General features: G+C 60.5%; 16 protein-coding genes. 8 read left to right on the top strand and 8 right to left on the bottom strand.

Annotated elements, in window-relative coordinates:
* The first annotated feature begins 7 nt into the window (after window positions 1–7).
* Entirely contained in the window at window positions 8–826 is an 819-nt protein-coding gene (locus F3G95_RS07075) for an ATP-binding cassette domain-containing protein (RefSeq protein ID WP_347562906.1), read from the top strand.
* Between the two features lie 122 nt (window positions 827–948).
* On the opposite strand, the gene F3G95_RS07070 is transcribed toward F3G95_RS07075, so the two are convergent.
* The 6 genes from F3G95_RS07070 to F3G95_RS07045 form a co-directional block, all read right to left on the bottom strand.
* Complete coding sequence (locus F3G95_RS07070) at window positions 949–1,713, bottom strand: amino acid ABC transporter ATP-binding protein (RefSeq protein WP_149794396.1); 765 nt, start codon at window positions 1,711–1,713, stop codon at window positions 949–951.
* Entirely contained in the window at window positions 1,703–2,467 is a 765-nt protein-coding gene (locus F3G95_RS07065) for an amino acid ABC transporter permease (RefSeq protein ID WP_149794395.1), read from the bottom strand. The genes F3G95_RS07070 and F3G95_RS07065 overlap by 11 nt, the downstream gene beginning before the upstream one ends.
* Before the next feature lie 110 nt (window positions 2,468–2,577).
* The gene (locus tag F3G95_RS07060; protein WP_149794394.1) at window positions 2,578–3,423 is read right to left on the bottom strand and encodes an ABC transporter substrate-binding protein; all 846 of its coding nucleotides are present in this window, start codon (window positions 3,421–3,423) and stop codon (window positions 2,578–2,580) included.
* A 484-nt stretch (window positions 3,424–3,907) separates the two neighbouring features.
* Window positions 3,908–4,483, bottom strand: coding sequence for a nitroreductase family protein (locus tag F3G95_RS07055; protein ID WP_149794393.1), 576 nt, complete (start codon window positions 4,481–4,483; stop codon window positions 3,908–3,910).
* A 75-nt stretch (window positions 4,484–4,558) separates the two neighbouring features.
* Window positions 4,559–5,020 (bottom strand): threonine/serine exporter family protein, encoded by a 462-nt coding sequence (locus tag F3G95_RS07050; RefSeq protein ID WP_149794471.1) that lies wholly within the window; start codon window positions 5,018–5,020, stop codon window positions 4,559–4,561.
* Window positions 5,020–5,811: a threonine/serine exporter family protein gene (locus F3G95_RS07045; RefSeq protein ID WP_149794392.1), complete on the bottom strand. Its 792-nt coding sequence runs from the start codon at window positions 5,809–5,811 to the stop codon at window positions 5,020–5,022. The genes F3G95_RS07050 and F3G95_RS07045 overlap by 1 nt, the downstream gene beginning before the upstream one ends.
* Window positions 5,812–5,993: 182 nt before the next feature.
* Here F3G95_RS07045 and F3G95_RS07040 point away from each other — a divergent pair, with 182 nt between their 5' ends.
* The 7 genes from F3G95_RS07040 to rfbB all read left to right on the top strand — a co-directional run bounded on the left by F3G95_RS07040 (window position 5,994) and on the right by rfbB (window position 14,223).
* Complete coding sequence (locus tag F3G95_RS07040) at window positions 5,994–7,073, top strand: SpoIID/LytB domain-containing protein (protein ID WP_149794391.1); 1,080 nt, start codon at window positions 5,994–5,996, stop codon at window positions 7,071–7,073.
* A gap of 148 nt (window positions 7,074–7,221) precedes the next feature.
* Entirely contained in the window at window positions 7,222–9,648 is a 2,427-nt protein-coding gene (locus tag F3G95_RS07035) for a glycosyltransferase family 2 protein (protein ID WP_149794390.1), read from the top strand.
* A 214-nt stretch (window positions 9,649–9,862) separates the two neighbouring features.
* Entirely contained in the window at window positions 9,863–10,654 is a 792-nt protein-coding gene (locus F3G95_RS07030; RefSeq protein WP_149794389.1) for a glycosyltransferase, read from the top strand.
* Between the two features lie 309 nt (window positions 10,655–10,963).
* Window positions 10,964–11,851: a glucose-1-phosphate thymidylyltransferase RfbA gene (gene rfbA, locus F3G95_RS07025; RefSeq protein ID WP_149794388.1), complete on the top strand. Its 888-nt coding sequence runs from the start codon at window positions 10,964–10,966 to the stop codon at window positions 11,849–11,851.
* Window positions 11,852–11,867: 16 nt separating this feature from the next.
* The gene (rfbD, locus tag F3G95_RS07020; protein ID WP_149794387.1) at window positions 11,868–12,785 is read left to right on the top strand and encodes a dTDP-4-dehydrorhamnose reductase; all 918 of its coding nucleotides are present in this window, start codon (window positions 11,868–11,870) and stop codon (window positions 12,783–12,785) included.
* Between the two features lie 24 nt (window positions 12,786–12,809).
* The gene (locus F3G95_RS07015) at window positions 12,810–13,133 is read left to right on the top strand and encodes a hypothetical protein (RefSeq protein WP_188117525.1); all 324 of its coding nucleotides are present in this window, start codon (window positions 12,810–12,812) and stop codon (window positions 13,131–13,133) included.
* A 25-nt stretch (window positions 13,134–13,158) separates the two neighbouring features.
* A complete protein-coding gene (rfbB, locus tag F3G95_RS07010) occupies window positions 13,159–14,223 on the top strand; it encodes a dTDP-glucose 4,6-dehydratase (protein WP_149794385.1) in 1,065 nt (354 codons plus the stop codon).
* Window positions 14,224–14,304: 81 nt separating this feature from the next.
* On the opposite strand, the gene F3G95_RS07005 is transcribed toward rfbB, so the two are convergent.
* Together F3G95_RS07005 and F3G95_RS07000 are read right to left on the bottom strand one after the other, a co-directional pair.
* On the bottom strand, window positions 14,305–15,633 hold the full coding sequence (locus F3G95_RS07005) for an MATE family efflux transporter (protein WP_149794384.1): 1,329 nt from the start codon (window positions 15,631–15,633) through the stop codon (window positions 14,305–14,307).
* Between the two features lie 21 nt (window positions 15,634–15,654).
* The gene (locus F3G95_RS07000) at window positions 15,655–16,563 is read right to left on the bottom strand and encodes a pyridoxal-phosphate dependent enzyme (protein WP_149794383.1); all 909 of its coding nucleotides are present in this window, start codon (window positions 16,561–16,563) and stop codon (window positions 15,655–15,657) included.
* Between the last annotated feature and the right edge of the window lie 186 nt (window positions 16,564–16,749).

The following is a 16,749-nucleotide window of genomic DNA, read 5'->3' as shown; positions in this document are numbered from 1 at the left end:
AATGGAAATGCTCGAACTTCGTGACCTGCACAAGACCTTCAACCCCGGCACTGTCAACGAGAAAGTGGCCCTGAACGGCGTCAGCCTGACCATGGAAGCGGGAGACTTCGCCACCATCGTCGGCTCCAACGGCGCGGGCAAATCCACCCTCTTCAACGCCATCACCGGCGGCTTCATCGCCGACGAGGGCAGCATCACGCTGGGCGGCGAGGACATCACCTTCGCGCCGGAATATCAGCGCAGCCGGGTCATCGGCCACCTGTTCCAGGACCCGCTCAAGGGTACGGCCCCCAACATGACCATCGAGGAGAATCTGGCGCTGGCCTACCTTCGCGCCGGGACCGCCCCCAACGCCATCTTCTCCCGCATCTCCCGCAGGGATAAGGAGATCTTCCGTGAGAAGCTGGCCCTGCTGGATATGGGCCTCGAAGACCGGATGAAGCAGCCGGTGGGCCTGCTGTCGGGCGGTCAGCGTCAGGCGCTGACCCTGCTGATGGCCACCCTCGTCACCCCGAAGCTCCTGCTTCTGGACGAGCACACCGCCGCTCTCGACCCTGCCACCGCCGAAAAGGTGCTGGACCTCACCAAGAGCATCGTGGCCGAAAAGAAGATCACCTGCCTGATGGTCACCCACAATATGCATCAGGCATTGGAGCTGGGCAACCGCACCCTCATGATGGACGCGGGCCGCATCGTCTTTGACGTCAAGGGCGAGGCCCGCAGTAAGATGACAGTGGACGACCTGCTCGAGAAGTTCCGCGAGAACGCCGGCAAGGCTCTCGACAATGACCGCATCCTCCTGAGCAAGGTGGAAGCCAACAACTGAGCATAAGAAGAAAGACTGCTGCAAAACAGCTCTCTGAAAAAAACAATGAACAAAACCCGGAACCCTTTCAGAGCCAGGACGGCTTGAAAAGAGTTCCGGGTTTTGTGTTGTTTCTTTCTATCTTACAGCATCTTGGAGAGGAATGCCTTCAGGCGCGGGTGCTTGGGGTTGGTGAACAGCTCCTGCGGCGGCTCATCCTCCTGAATGCGGCCCTCGTCGATGAAGATGACGCGGTTGGAGACTTCGCGGGCAAAGCCCATCTCATGGGTGACCACCAGCATGGTGATGCCAGTGTGAGCCAGCTCTTTCATCAGCTCAAGCACTTCGCCCACCATCTCGGGGTCGAGGGCGCTGGTAGGTTCATCGAAGAGGATGACGTCCGGGTCCATTGCCAGTGCGCGTGCGATGGCGATGCGCTGCTGCTGGCCGCCCGAAAGGCTCTTGGGGTAGACGTTGGCCTTGTCGGCCAGACCTACGCGGGCCAGAAGCTCGTCGGCGCGCTTGGAGATGGCCTCTTTGTCCTTGAGCTTGAGCAGGCTGGGGGCCAGCTCAAGGTTCTTCTTGACGGTCAGGTGGGGGAAGAGGTTGAAGTGCTGGAACACCATGCCCATCTTCTGGCGGACAGAATCGATGTGGTCGTCGTCCACCTCCACGCCCTCAAATTTGATGCTGCCGCCGGTGGGGATCTCCAGCCGGTTCAGGCAGCGCAGGAAGGTGGATTTGCCGCAGCCCGAGGGGCCGATGAGGCAGACCACGTCGCCGCGGTAGATGTCGATGTCGATGCCCCGCAGCACGTCCAGAGTGGGGGCAGCCTGCTTTGCGCCCTTCCGCTTTTCGCCGCCGTAGGTCTTGGTCAGGCCCCGGACTTCCAGGATCTTATCGGTCACTTTGTGCCAGCCTCCTCTCAAATTTTGCAAGCAGCCAGGTAAAGATCATCACCAGCACCAGATAGATCAGTGCCACGCCAAACAGGGGGAACATGGCCTCGTAGGTGCGGTTCATGATGCCCTGGGCCGCATACAGCAGCTCCTTGCCGCCGATGACGGTGATGAGGGAGGTATCCTTCAGCAGCATGATGAACTCGTTGCCCAGGGCAGGCAGCACCGCCCGGATGGCCTGGGGGATGATGATGACCACCATGGTGGTGATGTAGTTCAGGCCCAGGCTGCGGCCGGCCTCCATCTGGCCCGGGTCAACGGCCATCAGGCCGCCCCGGATGATCTCGGAGACGTAAGCGCCGGAGTTGATGCCCAGCGCCAGAGCGCCTACCATGGTAAAGTTGCGGCTGTTGTTGAAGATGACCATGCTCATGATCAGCAGCTGCACCATCATGGGGGTGCCCCGGATCACGGTGGTGTACACCTGGCACACGGCGTTAAAGACCCCCAGCACCGGGTTGCGGCGGCCGGGGCGCTGCTGGTCGTGGGCCACACGCACCAGCGCCACCACGCTGCCCAGCAGGACGCCCATGGCCAGAGCAATGGCAGTGACCAGCAGGGTGGTGCCTACGCCCCCGATGTACTGGAGCCAGCGGTCCTTCAGGACAAAGGCCTGATAAAGTTTGTAGAACAGCTCCTGCCCCATGTCCAGCCGGCCGCCGCTTTTCAGCAGCTGGCTCAACAGTTCGTATTGTGCGGCCATTCGCATCCTCACTTTCTTTTCGTCTGTTGTGATCTTGTCAGAATTTTGTAACCTATATCCCTTAAAAAAGGGGAGGTGCCCGGTGGGCCGCCTCCCCTTGAGGGGTCTGTTTACTCAGCCTTGATGTACTTGTCCACGATGGACTGCAGGGTGCCGTCGGCCTTCAGCTCCTCCAGAGCGGCGTTCACAGCCTCCAGCAGAGCGGTGTTGCCCTTTGCCATGCCAATGGCGTAGTCCTCCTCGGCGTAGCTGGTGTCCAGGATCTTCAGGCCGGGGTTGGACTCCACATAGGCCTTGGCGGGCTCGTTGTCGATGACCACAGCGTCCACCTGGCCGTTGTTCAGGGCCTGTACAGCGGTCAGGCCGTTGTCGTAGGCCACCACGGCGTCCTCGCCAAAGTCGTCGGAGCAGTACAGGTAGCCGGTGGTGCCGCGCTGGGTGCCGATCTTCTTGCCGGCCAGATCGTCCACAGAGGCAATGTCAGAGCCCTCGGGCACGATGACGGACTGGATGCCGGTGGCGTAGCTGTCGGAGAAGGACATCACAGCCATCCGCTCGTCGGTGACAGTGATGCCTGCCATGGCGATGTCGGCCTTGCCCTGCTGCACGCTGAGCAGAGCGGCGTCAAAATCCATGTCGTCGATCTGCAGCTCCAGGCCCAGCTTCTCGGCAATGGCCTGTGCGGTGTCCACATCGATGCCCTCAATGGTGCCGGCGTCGGTGGTCATCTCGTAGGGAGGGAAGGTGGCGTTGGTGGCCATGGTCAGCTTGCCAGCCTCAACGGTGGTCAGCTCAGCAGCGGCAGCGCTGGTGGAAGCAGCCTCAGAAGAAGCAGCAACAGAGCTTGCAGCAGCGGAAGAAGCAGTGGAGGCAGAGCCGCCGCAGGCGGTCAGGGCCAGAGCAGCAGCGGAAACAGCGGCGGCAGCCAGGAAGCTGCGGCGAGAGATCTTTTTCATATTCAAACACTCCTCTTTATGTGCATATCGTTTGCATCTCTCTGCTGCGATGCGATTCATCGAAAAATCAGAGAGCGTGTTTAGTATAGGTTGTACAATTTGAAAAGTCAAGTGTTGTGCAAAAATTCCATCAAATTGAAACCGAATTGCAAACAATTATGCAGAATAAAGGTTGAGAGCAATGTATATATGCAGAACCTCTCAGTCTGCTTCGCAGACAGCTCCCCTAATAGGGGAGCCCTTGGCATGTCGGTCAGGCTTACGCTGGACGAGCAAGGCTTGATTTATCGGGAGCTGTAGTGCCCTGCTGCCTGGATCCACGGCAGCTTGACAAAATCCGCTCATCCAGAAGCTGCAGCCCGCTGCAGCGAGGCCCGGCATTTTACGCCACCGAAAGCTTTCAGCAGTCAGCGCAGAGTGGCCCGGCTCGCCAGAGCCTCCCCTCGATAGGGGAGGTGGCAGCGCGCCAGCGCTGACGGAGAGGTTAAACCGTCCGCGTCAGCTCTTCCACGCTCCGCTTCGGCACGCAGTAGTCACCGTTCTCATCGAGGTAATACTTGATGCCGGTCTTCTCCGTCATCGGTACGACCCTGGCGGCGTGAGTGGGGTAGCCAAGAGCTACCATGAACGCCAGCTTGTCCGGCACGGCGATGCCCAGCAGCTCGCTCAGGGCGGGCTTGTTGATGGCGCCCATGATGCAGCTGCCCACGCCCTTGGCCCATGCGGCGAGGGTGATGTTCGCCAGCGCGATGCCGGTGTCGGTGTTCAGGTCGCCGGGGATGGAGCTGTCCTGCACGACGGCCAGATACATCACAGGCTGCTCGTCGGCTTTGGGAGCACCCTGCTCCGGCGGCAGATAGGCGGCCCACTTGACCAGCGGATGGACCTTTTTCACCATCTCGGGGCTCTGCACCACCACCAGCTTCACGGCCTGACGGTTCGCGCCGCAGGACGACAGGCGCAGGGCCTCCACCATATCGTCCACCACATCCTGCGGCACCGGCTTCTGGGCGAAGCGGCGGTAGGTGCGGCGGGTGTTGAGCGTTTCCATAACAGACATCGGCAGACACTCCTTTATATTAAATATGATTTGATGATAGCACCGGCGAAAGAGCCGCACAAGGAAGGCAGAGAGCTATTTCCGCTTCCAGGCGTGGCCGCTGGGCATGGGCAGACCCAGCACCAGCGCGATGCCTACAGCCAGCGCGACGGCCACCTTGAAGGTGGAGATGCCGTTGGCCAGCGAAAGGGCATTCTCGCCCTGGATGAAGTAGTAGGCGGTGTAGTAGATGCCCGCGCCGGGCACCAGCGGGAAGATGCCGGTCAGCAAAAAGACCGTCACCGGCGTTTTGAGCAGCACGGCGCAGATACGCGCCGCCAGCGACAGTGGGATGACCGCGATGAGGGAGGCTGCCGCCGCGTCGGCCCCGTATAAGACAGCCAGCTCGTAGACGAACCAGCCCACCGCGCCCACCAGCGCACAGCAGGGGAGGGTGCGCCGGGGGCAGGCGAAGAGGACGGCGAAGCTCAGCGTCCCCGCCCCGGCCAGAAAGAACTGTGCCGCCAGCTGGCCGATCTGTGTGCTTGTCAAGGTCATCATACCACCGTCACCCCCGTCAGCAGAGAAATAAGGCTCAGAACAAAGCCGGTGCCGATGGCGATGCTGGCCGCGATGAGCAGGGCGTCTATCATCCGGATGGTGCCGGAGAGGTAGTCGCCCTGCACGAAATCCCGGATGCCCATGGTGAAGGCGATGCCGGGGGTCAATATCATCAGGGTGCCGATGATGGCGTGGCTGGCCTCAGTGTCCAGCAGATGGCACCCCAGAATGCAGACCAATGTAATGAGCGCTGCCGCCGAGATCTTGCGGAAGCCGTTGGAAAGCCTCCGATTTTCACAGAGCAGCAGATAGCCGCTGACGATGAGACCCGCCGCCGCTGCCGCCAGCGCCGAGCGTATCGTGCCGCCGAAGATGAGCGCAAAACAGGCTGTGCCGCTCATCCCGGCGAGGAGCTGGGTCTTGCCCTTGGGGAAGGGGATGCGCCGGGCCTCGGCCAGGCGGTGTTCAGCCTCGTCCAGTGTGACGCCCCCGGCAGCGATCTCGCGGGAAAGGGCGTTCACCGCGGCCACCCGGCCTAAGTGAGTCGTCCGCACCGGCACGTTCCGCACTTCGGCGATCTCTGCCGTGCCGGCGCTGGCGAAAATGCCGTTGGTCAGCACGTAGACGTGGAACTCCCGCAGATGGAAGCTGCGGGCCATGATCTCCATCGTCTGCTCCACCCGGAAGACCTCTGCTCCGTTTTCCAGCAGCGTCTCGCCCGCCGCCATGATAAAGTCCATGATGCGGCGCCGCTGCTCGTCGCTGGGATATAACTCTCTGCTGTCCATTCCGGCCCTCCCTGTCATGCCCGCCAAAGGGGGCATATCATCTCATGCTATACTGTATCATAATTCCGGCGGCTTGCAAAGGCGTCTTTTCACATTTTTGCACAACTTCCGTCCTTGCCGTCGGGGGCGCAGTGTGTTACACTGATAACAACTATGAAAAGATCCAGAAACCACAGGAGGAAATGACCGTGAAGCAGAGTCTGAGTTTCGCGCGCCGTCTGACGGCGCTGGTGCTGGCAGCTGTGATGCTGTGCGTGGCTGTCCCGGCGGCGTTCGCCGAGGATGCCGCACCCGGTGCCACCACCATTGGCGGTGCAAACACCACCCTTATCCCTGAGGAAGAGGAAAATTGTCTGAGCTGGCTCTTCGGCTCCAAAGATAAAATTACACTGCCCTATCTGAACATCAAGGGCAAGGGCCTGCGCCGGAACGTGTCGCTGGACCTCGTGGACTGCCTGGTGGGCATCACCTACACCGAGCTTGGCTCCATCGGCAGCTATGTCAGCGCCAGTGCCGCGCAGGAGGCGTGGAAGGCCCAGGCCGTGGCCATCCACTCCTACCTCGAGTACCATAAGCAGTACGGCTCCTCGGCCAACGCCCTCATCTACACCCCCGTGGAGGACATCCCGTCCTCGGCCCGGTCGGCCATCCGCAAGGCGGTGGAGTCGGTGAAGGATGAGGTGCTGACCTACAACGGCAGCGTCATCGACGCCGTCTGGTCGGCCAGCGCGGGCTACAACACCCAGACCGGCGTCTACGGCACCTGTTCCAGCCTCGACGCCTGGGGCTCGGATGTGCCGTATCTCAAGAGCGTGGAAAGCCCCTATGAGCGCCAGTACCACGAGAAGATGCGCCGCATCATCGGCAAGGATTATGACTATGTCGAGTACAACGACAGCCGCACCGGTGAGCCCTACCAGAGCGCCGACACCACCCACAAAGACCTCGGCGGCTTCGTCCAGTACAATACGCTGGTGTCCAATGGCCGCAGCTACCGCTATATCGGCCAGTTCGTGTCCTCCCGCTACTGCTTCGATTTCGGCACGGATGCAGCGGGTGTACCCTGTATGTACTACTACGGCTTCGGCCACGGCGTGGGCATGAGCCAGTGCGGCGCCGTGGGCTACGCCGCCGAGGAGGGGATGGGCTACCGCGACATCCTGAAGCACTACTACTCCGGCGTTTCCATCCGGACGGTGGGCAGCGGCACGAGCTCTGGCGGCGGTCTGTTCAGCTGGCTGCGCCGCCTGCTGGGCATGTAAAAAATCAAAAGGAATTGCGCAAAATACTTCTCAAATGAGACGTGATTTGGTATACTGTACACGCTTGTACACAAGAGACAGACGATTTCGCGTTTCACGCTCCAAAGCGGGAGCGATACGATAAAGAATAACAGGTGGAGAGAACGGAATGCAGTTGGAGAAGGAAAAGAAAGAAAAGCGGGAGCGGGAGCGCTGCCGCGCACTGGCGCAGCGCATCGCGGAGGAGGCAAACCCCGCCTCGGCGGCCCTGCTGGGAGAGCAGATGTCCCTGCTGACGAAAGCCCTGCACCGTGCAGGTGTGGAGGCAGAAGAGTGGACAGAGGGTTCTGCGGCAGAGCTTCTGGTGGTGGCAGACCCCGCGTGGGAAACGCTGCCCGAGACCCTGCCCGCCCGGGTGCTGCTGGTGAGCAATGAGAGCACCGTTATGGCGGGCTGGGCCGAGCAGCTGGCTCAGCGGGGATACTTCCGCGATTTTGGCTGGCGCAGCAAGGGCCGCGCCCCGCAGTCGGCGCTGTTCTGTACCAGCCAGCCCACCCAGCTGAAGATGGTGCGGGGCTACGAGATGGAAATGGACATCCTGCGTGACCGGATGGTGCGCGCCGAGCGCACCTGCGGCGAGGAAGCCGAGCTCATCGCCCGGCTGCGCAGCGACCTTTCGCTCAGCCGCAGCCATGAGCAGCAGCTGGAGAAGACACTGGGCGAGGTGACCGGCTCGAAGTTCTGGAAGATGACCTGGCCCATGCGCTATGTCGTCAGCAAGAGCCGCCAGCTTTGGCACACTCTGCCCTTCTTTGTGCTCCTGCGGGAGCTGCGCAGCGGCGGCATCGAGGGTGTGCGGGAACTGGCCCGCGCCCGCCGCGAGTACGCCGCCCTCTTCCCGGGCAAAGTCATGCGCGCCGACCGGTTCGCACCGGTGGAACTGCTGGTGCGGCAGGCAGGCAACCAGCCTGCAGGCCCCAAGATCAGCATCGTGGTGCCACTCTACAACACCCCGCTGAACTTCCTCGAAGAGCTGCTGGATTCCGTCGTGAACCAGACCTACCGCAACTGGGAGCTCTGCTGTGTGGACGCCGGCACCGCCCCGGGCGTGGGCGAGATGGTGCAGCAGCGCGCCGCTGTGGACCCTCGTATCCGCTACAGGAAGCTGGAGAAGAATGAGCTCATCCCCGGCAACACCAACAAAGGCATCGAGATGGCCACCGGCGACTTCATCGCCCTGCTGGACCACGACGACATCCTCCATCCCTGCGCCCTCTGGTACGCCGCCAAGGCCATCGCAGAGCAGGGAGCCGACTTCGTCTATACCGATGAGGCGACCTTCGAGGGCAAGGTAGAGAACGTGGTGCTCTACCACTTCAAGCCGGACTTCATGCTGGACAACCTCCGCTCCAACAACTATATCTGCCACCTGACCCTCTTCAGCCGCCGGCTGATGGACGCCGCAGGCGGCCCGGAGCGGATGGAGTACAACGGCAGTCAGGATTATGAGCTCTTCCTCCGCCTGACCGAGACGGCCCGGAAGATCGTCCACATCCCCCACGCCCTCTATTACTGGCGTTCCAGCCCCGGCAGCACGGCCAGCGACATCTCCGCCAAGACCTACTGCATCGACGCGGGCATTGCCGCCCTCAAGGCTCATTACGCCCGCTGCGGCGTGGCCGTGGACGATGTGTCCCTCATCCCGGGTACGCCGGGCTACTACAAGACCGATTATACGATCGACCATCCGGGCCGGGTGAGCATCCTCATCCCCACCTGCGACCACATCCGCGACCTGGAGACCTGCGTGGAGTCCATCTACGCCCGCACCACCTACCCGGATTTTGAGATCATCCTCATCGAGAACAACAGCAAGGCCCCTGAGACCTTCCGCACCTACGAGCGGATGCAGAAGGAGCACCCCGATAACCTCAAGGTCGTCATCTGGGAGGGCAAGGGCTTCAACTACAGCGCCCTGAACAACTTCGGCGAGAAGTTCGCCACCGGTGAGTATCTGCTTCTGCTCAACAACGACACCGAGGTCATCACCGCCGCCTGGCTGGAAGAGATGGTCATGTATGCCCAGCAGAAGCGGGTGGGCTGCGTGGGCGCAAAGCTGCTCTACCCGGACGATACCATCCAGCACGCCGGTGTCGGCTTCGGCATCGGCGGCGTGGCGGGCCATCTGCACAAGTACTATCCCGCCAGCTCCGACGGCTATATGGGCCGCCTGAACTATGTGCAGGACGTCTACGCTGACACCGCCGCCTGCCTGCTCATCCGCAAGGAGATCTACGACGAAGTGGGCGGTCTGGACGAGAGCTATGCCGTGGCCTTCAACGATGTGGACTTCTGCGTCCGCGTCCGTCAGGCAGGCTACACCAACGTCTTCACCCCGTTTGCCCAGCTCTACCACTACGAGAGCAAGAGCCGCGGCATGGAGGACAACCCCGAAAAGCAGAAGCGTTTTCAGGGCGAGGTGCTGCGTTTTCAGGCCCGCTGGGGCGACCTGCTGGCTGCAGGCGACCCCTGCACCAACCCCAACTTCGACATCCAGCGCGAAGATTTCAGCCTGAAGATATTACCGCTGGAATAAATAAAAGAGGAACAACCTCTCAGTCTCGCTTCGCTCGCCAAGACCGGGTTGCGGCACCCAGCATCCGCTTCACTTTGCTTGCGTATTGCTGGCCGCTGCCCCAACAATGACTCCCTGCTTCCGCCACTGGCGGCGGTCGTCATTGTTGCCCCTAAAAAGGGGAGCCCTTGGCATGGCGGAAAGGTCTGAGCTATAAAAATGAGGAGCATAAAACTTGGAACTCTCTGCCTGTATCGTTGTCTATAACGGCTGCGACGAAGCCCTCAGGGCGGCGCAGACGGTGCTGCAATACACCCGCCGCCACCCGTTGACCCTCTATCTGGTGGACAACGCCAGCCCCGACGGCAGCGGCGCACGTCTGGAAGCCGCCGTGAAGGGCGGCGCTTTGAGCACTCAGCCCGGCCAGAAAGTCGAGGTGCGCTGCCGCAAGGAGAACGGCGGTTTCGGCACCGGACACAACACCGTCCTGCCGGAGCTGACGAGCGACTATCACTTCATCCTGAACCCGGACATCCAGCTCACCGCCGATACCCTCAGCGATTTGGCCGACTGGATGGCAGAACATCCGGATGCTGTGATGGCCCGGCCGGGGCTGCGCTTCCCGGATGGCCGTTCCCAGAGCCTGCCGCTGCGGCGCTGTGCGCTGCGGCCTATGGTCTACCGCCAGCTGCCGTTTTTGAAATTCTGGGAGAAATATAACCGTGCGTATTTGATGGAGGGGGAGGATCTGTCCGCTCCCGTTGAGATCGAGTTCTGCACCGGCAGCTTTTCCGCCGTGCGGACGGCGGAGTTCAAGGCCGTGGGCGGCTTCGATGAGCACTACTTCATGTATGTGGAGGATGCCGACCTGACCCAGAAGATGCGCACCACCGGCAAAGCCTACCTCGTGCCGCAGTACACCGCCATCCATGCATGGCATCGCGCAGCCCACCGCAGCCTCAAGCCTTTTTTGTGGCAGACCGGGAGCCTGCTGCGGTATTTCCACAAGTGGGGGTTCAAGTTCTGAGGGCTTGCTGATGAAACAAAAGAGCGCCCTCCGCAAAAATTTTTGCGGAGGGCGCTCTTTCCTTGCTTTTTTTTCGATTTGATAGTAGAATAAGGTGTAATACTATCGCAAGCCTGCCAGTAGTGCATAGCGAGATCCTGCCAGCGCGCGTGGCGCGGGAAGCCCGGCGGCTGGCGGCGTATTACCACCAACATTGTTTACAGCGGACGCAGCTCCGCTTTGAATCCATACAGGACCCGGCGGATACGCTGCCGGGCCTTGTACAAGCTGCACAACTTTTTTATTTCATAATATAAGGAGTGCACAAAAATGAAAGGTATCATTCTGGCCGGCGGTGCCGGCACCCGGCTCTATCCGCTGACGATGGTCACCAGCAAACAGCTGCTGCCCGTCTACGACAAGCCGATGATCTATTATCCTCTGTCCACCCTCATGCTGGCGGGCATCCAGGACATCCTCATCATCTCGACCCCCACCGACACGCCCCGCTTCGAGGCGCTGCTGGGCGATGGCAGCCAGTACGGCATCCATCTGCAATATAAGGTCCAGCCGTCTCCGGACGGTCTGGCTCAGGCTTTCATCCTCGGTGAAGAGTTCATCGGCGACGACTGCTGCGCAATGATCCTGGGCGACAACATCTTCTACGGCAACGGCTTCTCCAAGATTCTGAAGAATGCTGTCTCCAACGCCGAGAACAAGGGCCGCTGCACCGTCTTCGGCTACTATGTGCCGGACCCCGAGCGCTTCGGCATCGTGGAGTTCGACGCAAACGGCAAGGTGCTGAGCGTCGAGGAGAAGCCCCAGCATCCCAAGAGCAACTACGCCATCACCGGCCTGTACTTCTACAACAAGGAAGTCGTCAGGATGGCAAAGCAGGTCAAGCCCTCCGCCCGCGGCGAGCTGGAGATCACGACCCTGAACGATATGTACCTCAAGCAGGATGAGCTGGACGTCCAGCTGCTGGGCCGCGGCTTTGCATGGCTGGACACCGGCACGATGGACAGCCTCGTGGAGGCAGCCGATTTTGTGCGGATGATCGAGAAGCGTCAGGGCATCAAGATCAGCGCCCCCGAGGAAATTGCATTCAAGTACGGCTGGATCGACCGCGATACCCTGCTGGAAAGCGCAGAGCGCTACGGCAAGAGCCCCTACGGCCAGCACCTCAAGAATGTGGCCGACGGCAAACTGAAGTATTAAGAGAGGCGGTATCCGCATGAAAATCATTGTTACCGGCTGCAGAGGCCAGCTTGGCACCGAGATCATCAAGCAGCTCCGGGAAGGCCGCAGTGAGCTTGGCCCCATCCCCGAGAAGCTGGTGAGCGCCACGGTCATTCCGGTGGACCTGCCGGAGCTGGACATCACCAACTACAAGATGGTGGATGACTTCATCCGCCGTCAGCGCCCGGACGTCATCATCAACTGCGCCGCTTTCACCAACGTGGATGGCTGCGAGGTGAACCATGACACTGCTTTCAAGGCCAACGCCATCGGCCCCCGCAATCTGGCACAGGCCGCCACCAAGACCGGCGCACGTCTGGTACACGTCTCTACAGATTACGTTTTCTCTGGCCGCGAGAACGGCGGCATCCCGCAGGATGAGGCCACCATTCCCGGCCCCATCAGCGCCTACGGCTCCACCAAGCTCATGGGTGAGAAGTATGTGGAGCAGTTCTGCCACCGCCACTTCATCGTCCGCACGGCATGGCTCTACAGCTACTACGGCAAAAACTTCGTCAAGACCATCGTGAACGCCGGCAAGAAATTCGGCAAGCTGGAAGTCGTCAACGACCAGTGCGGCAACCCGACCAACGCCGTCGATCTGGCCCACGAGATCCTGCAGCTCTGCGTGACCCACGAGTACGGCCTGTACCACTGCACCGGCGAGGGCATCTGCTCCTGGTATGATTTCGCATCGGAGATCATCCGCCTGTCCGGCGTGGACGCCACCGTGGCTCCCTGCACCAGCGAAGAGTACAAGGCAAAGCACCCGGACAGCGCCGACCGCCCCAAGTGGAGCGCTCTGGACAACCGGATGCTCCGCTGCACCGTCGGCAACGACGTCCGCGACTGGAAGGACGCGCTGGCCTGCTTCTTCGAGCACTGGGACGGCGACAACGGGATGAAAGCTTAATTGGCTTTTATGAGGGAAAAGATTATGTTTAACCAGTCAGAAAAGAAACTGAAAACATGGGCGACGATTCAAGGCGTGTTTTTCAGTGTTGTTGCGATTGTTTTAGGCGCGGTTATTTATTCTGCCGCAGCTGCTACAGATAATAATGCGGTAGGATTACTGCTCGGGGCAATCGTTGCAGTTGTTGTTTGGTTTTTGTCGATGCTTTCTGTATGGATGTTGTATTCATTTGCGGATTTAGTGGAATATACAAAAGCGAACAATGAAATTCTGGCTTCAATGGACTCGACACTGGGTCAGATTGCAGATTGTCTGTCCACTGGTGAAAATAATGAAAATGCAGAGTAATTGCAGAAAATAAAAGAGGAAATTTATGAAAAAATATCTTATCACCGGCTGCGCCGGTTTTATTGGTTCCAACTTTGTGCATTATATGCTCAAGAAGTACCCCGAGATCCTGCTGGTCAACCTCGACAAGCTGACCTACGCCGGCAACCTCGAGAACCTGAAGGACGTTGAGGGCGACCCCCGCCATGTCTTTGTGCAGGGCGACATCTGCGACAAGGAGCTGGTCGAGAGCCTGTTTGCAAAGTACGATTTCGATTACGTCATCAACTTTGCCGCTGAGAGCCATGTTGACCGCTCCATCAAGAACCCTGAAATTTTCGTCCAGAGCAACGTGATGGGTACCGTCAACCTGCTGCAGCGCGCCAAGGAAGCCTGGTACGACGCCGACGCCAAGACCTGGAAAGAGGGCAAGAAGTACCTGCAGGTGTCCACCGATGAGGTCTACGGCGCTCTGGGCGCTGAGGGCTTCTTCATGGAGACCACTCCGCTCTGCCCCCACAGCCCCTACTCTTCCTCCAAGGCCAGCGCTGATATGTTCGTCATGGCATTCCACGATACCTACGGTATGCCCATCAACATCACCCGCTGCTCCAACAACTACGGCCCCTACCAGTTCCCCGAGAAGCTCATCCCGCTGATGATCAACAACGTCAAGCACCACAAGCAGCTGCCCGTCTACGGTGACGGTATGCAGATCCGCGACTGGCTGTACGTTGAGGACCACTGCAAGGCCATTGATATGGTCTGCAACGGCGGCAAGGTGGGCGAGGTCTACAATGCCGGCGGCCACAACGAGCGCCCCAACATCTTCATCGTCAAGACCATCATCGAGCAGCTGCACGACCGCCTGAAGGACGACGGCATCAGCGAAGACCTCATCAAGCACGTCGCTGACCGTCTGGGCCATGACCGCCGCTATGGCATCGACCCCACCAAGATCAAGAACGACCTTGGCTGGTATCCCGAGACTCCCTTCGAGAAGGGCATCGTCCTGACCATCGACTGGTACCTCGACCACGAGGAGTGGATGGAGCACATCACCAGCGGCAACTATCAGAAATACTACGAGGAAATGTACAAGAATAAGTAACTTCTTGTAAATAGCCTGAAAGCGAAAAAGAGCAGGGCGTGCGGTCCTATGGCTGCACGCCCTGCTCTTTTTTTGTCGGAGTTAAAGTTTGTCCTCTTTCATGTAGCGGATGAGCAGGGGCAGCTCATAGACCAGCATGGACAGCCAGCCGATACCGTAGCTCACAGGCATGATTTGAAGGTCTACCTTGAGCACCAGCACCAGCACAGCGGCGGCGGCCACGCGGAAGCCCATGTTGAGCATACTGCTGTTCAGGGTGATCTTCAAATCGCCGAGGCCGCGGAAGCCGCCCTGGATGCCGTTGGTCACGCCGGGCATCAGATAGAAGAGGGAGGCGCACCGCAGGAACTTGACGCCCAGGTCGATGACGGCGGGATCATCCACGAAGAGGGAGATGATGGGGCGGGCGAAGAGCAGGCAGACGGCCATCAGGCAGAAGCCGTAGATGAGCTCGATGCGCAGGCCGCAGAAAAAGCCCTGACGCACCCGCTCCTTTTTGTCGGCACCGTGGTTCTGGGCCATCAGGGTGGTCATGGCGTGGGCGATGTTCTGCTGGGGCATATAGGTGAAGTCGTCCACCCGGCTGGCGGCGGTGAAAGCGGCCATTGCATTGATGCCCAGAGTGTTGACGATGGCCTGCACGGCAATCTTGCCCAGCTGGACGGTGGCCTGCTGCATGGCGCTGGTCCAGCCGTACTGGACGGTGCTGCGCAGCAGAGAGCCGTCAAAGACGAACCAGCGCCGCCCCAGCTGAAGGACGGGAACTTTGAACTGGATATAGACGACGCAGAGCACACAGCAGAGCGCCTCGCTGAGGACGGTGGAGAGGGCGCAGCCTTCGCTGCCCCAGCCCAGCACCTCGACAAAGAAGAGATCGCCGCCGATGTTCAGCACCGAGCTTATCATCAGAAAGTATAGGGCGCTCTTGCTGTCGCCCAGCGCCCGCATGGTGGCGGCGAGGAAGTTGTAAAAGAAGGTGAAGATGAGGCCCGCAAAGACGATGCGGAGGTACTGCACCGCGATGGGCAGGATCTCTTCCGGAACCTGCATCAGCCGGAGCAGCGGCGTCGCCAGCAGGACGCAGAGGGCCGAAAAGACCAGCGAGAACACCGTGCCTGCGATGGCGGTAGTGGAGACCTGACGCTCCACGCGCTGGGTGTCTCCGGCACCATAGGCCGTGCTGACGAGGATGCCGGCACCGAGGCAGAGACCGTTGATGAAGAGGATGGCCAGCGTCATCAGCGGGTTGGAGGTGCCGACGGCGGCAAGGGCGTCTTCGCCGACAAATTTGCCCACGATGATGCTGTCGGCGGCGTTATAAGTGAGCTGGAACAGGTTGCCCAGCACCAGCGGGATGGTGAATTTGACCAGAAGGGGCGTGATGGCTCCGGTCGTCATGTCTTTTGTCATGGATCTCTTCTCTTTTTCTTTTTATAATATGTTCTGGCGTGCGCTGAACACGGCCAGTGCCGAACGGCTTTTGCCGTTTGCGATAAGCTGGGCCGCTGCGTGAAGGGCGGCACCTGCGCTGGGGGAGGCCGGGATGGCATCGGTGCGCAGGACCCGCTGCGCCGCCCGGACGGCGTCGGCGGTGGTGACGGCAGCGATGTTGTCCACTACATAGGAATTGTAGTTGCCGGGAACGAGGCCGAAGCCGATGTCCGGGATGCCATGGGAGCCGGTGAGGCCGCTGCTCAGGGCCTGACTCTCGTAAGGCTCCACGGCTACGATACGGACGTCATTCGTCCACGCCTTGACCGTTTCGCCCACGCCGGTGATGGTGCCGCCGCTGCCCACGCCGATGACGATGCTGTCCACGATGCTGGAACCCTCCCGCGCGATGGAGCGCACCAGTGCAGGCCCCGTAACCCGGCGGTGATAGGTGGGGTTGTCGTCGTTGTTGAGCCAGTCCATATAGTACCAGCCCTTTTCGGCGGCGGTGGCTTTTGCCAGCGCCCGTGCGCCTGCAAGGCCCGCCTGGGCCGGGGTATGGATGATCTGCGCTCCGAGGCGGAGCAGGCTCTCCTGCCGCATGGCGGGGGCGTCCTCCGGCATGACCAGCGTCACCGGGTGGCCCGCCGTCAGCCCCGCCAGCGTCAGCGCTGTGGCAAAAGGCCCTGACACGGCCTCCACGATGGTCTGGCCGGGGGTCAGTGCCCCGCGCTCAAGGGCCAGCGCCAGCATCCCCTCAGCCAGCTCGTCCCGCGCCGTGCCGGTGGGGCCGTTGTAGTTCAGATAGGCGTACAGCCGCCCCCGCAGCCCGCAGGCCGCAAGATAGCCCCGCAGCTCGACGATGGGGCCGGGCAGCAGGGTCTGGTAGATGTTGGGGTAGATAGGCACGGGCGGTCTCCTTTCGCGTCCGGGGGAAAGCTTACGCCTATAACTTTAACGCAAAGGAAAGGAAGCGTCAAGCGGGGCTTGGGCAGAAAAGAGAAAAATCGGGAGAAAATTTGGCAAAATGACGCAAAAAGTCCTTGACAAGGGACACCCCGTCTGCTATACTCCGTATGTAAAGCAAAAAACCTT

This window comes from Faecalibacterium sp. Marseille-P9312 (assembly GCF_902497445.1).
Lineage (GTDB): Bacteria > Bacillota > Clostridia > Oscillospirales > Ruminococcaceae > Faecalibacterium > Faecalibacterium longum.
Note: the sequence above shows the minus strand (reverse complement) of the source record. Positions and strands in the feature narration are given on the sequence as shown.

Excerpts from the sequence above, each read along its gene's own strand:
- F3G95_RS07060 (WP_149794394.1), bottom strand. The coding sequence starts at position 3,423 with ATGAAAAAGATCTCTCGCCGCAGCTTCCTGGCTGCCGCCGCTGTTTCC.
- F3G95_RS07045 (WP_149794392.1), bottom strand. The coding sequence starts at position 5,811 with ATGGACAGCAGAGAGTTATATCCCAGCGACGAGCAGCGGCGCCGCATC.
- F3G95_RS07050 (WP_149794471.1), bottom strand. The coding sequence starts at position 5,020 with ATGACCTTGACAAGCACACAGATCGGCCAGCTGGCGGCACAGTTCTTT.
- rfbD (WP_149794387.1), top strand. The coding sequence starts at position 11,868 with ATGAAAATCATTGTTACCGGCTGCAGAGGCCAGCTTGGCACCGAGATC.
- rfbB (WP_149794385.1), top strand. The coding sequence starts at position 13,159 with ATGAAAAAATATCTTATCACCGGCTGCGCCGGTTTTATTGGTTCCAAC.
- F3G95_RS07055 (WP_149794393.1), bottom strand. The coding sequence starts at position 4,483 with ATGTCTGTTATGGAAACGCTCAACACCCGCCGCACCTACCGCCGCTTC.
- F3G95_RS07075 (WP_347562906.1), top strand. The coding sequence starts at position 8 with ATGCTCGAACTTCGTGACCTGCACAAGACCTTCAACCCCGGCACTGTC.
- F3G95_RS07015 (WP_188117525.1), top strand. The coding sequence starts at position 12,810 with ATGTTTAACCAGTCAGAAAAGAAACTGAAAACATGGGCGACGATTCAA.
- F3G95_RS07065 (WP_149794395.1), bottom strand. The coding sequence starts at position 2,467 with ATGGCCGCACAATACGAACTGTTGAGCCAGCTGCTGAAAAGCGGCGGC.
- F3G95_RS07005 (WP_149794384.1), bottom strand. The coding sequence starts at position 15,633 with ATGACAAAAGACATGACGACCGGAGCCATCACGCCCCTTCTGGTCAAA.
- F3G95_RS07040 (WP_149794391.1), top strand. The coding sequence starts at position 5,994 with ATGACCGTGAAGCAGAGTCTGAGTTTCGCGCGCCGTCTGACGGCGCTG.
- F3G95_RS07035 (WP_149794390.1), top strand. The coding sequence starts at position 7,222 with ATGCAGTTGGAGAAGGAAAAGAAAGAAAAGCGGGAGCGGGAGCGCTGC.
- rfbA (WP_149794388.1), top strand. The coding sequence starts at position 10,964 with ATGAAAGGTATCATTCTGGCCGGCGGTGCCGGCACCCGGCTCTATCCG.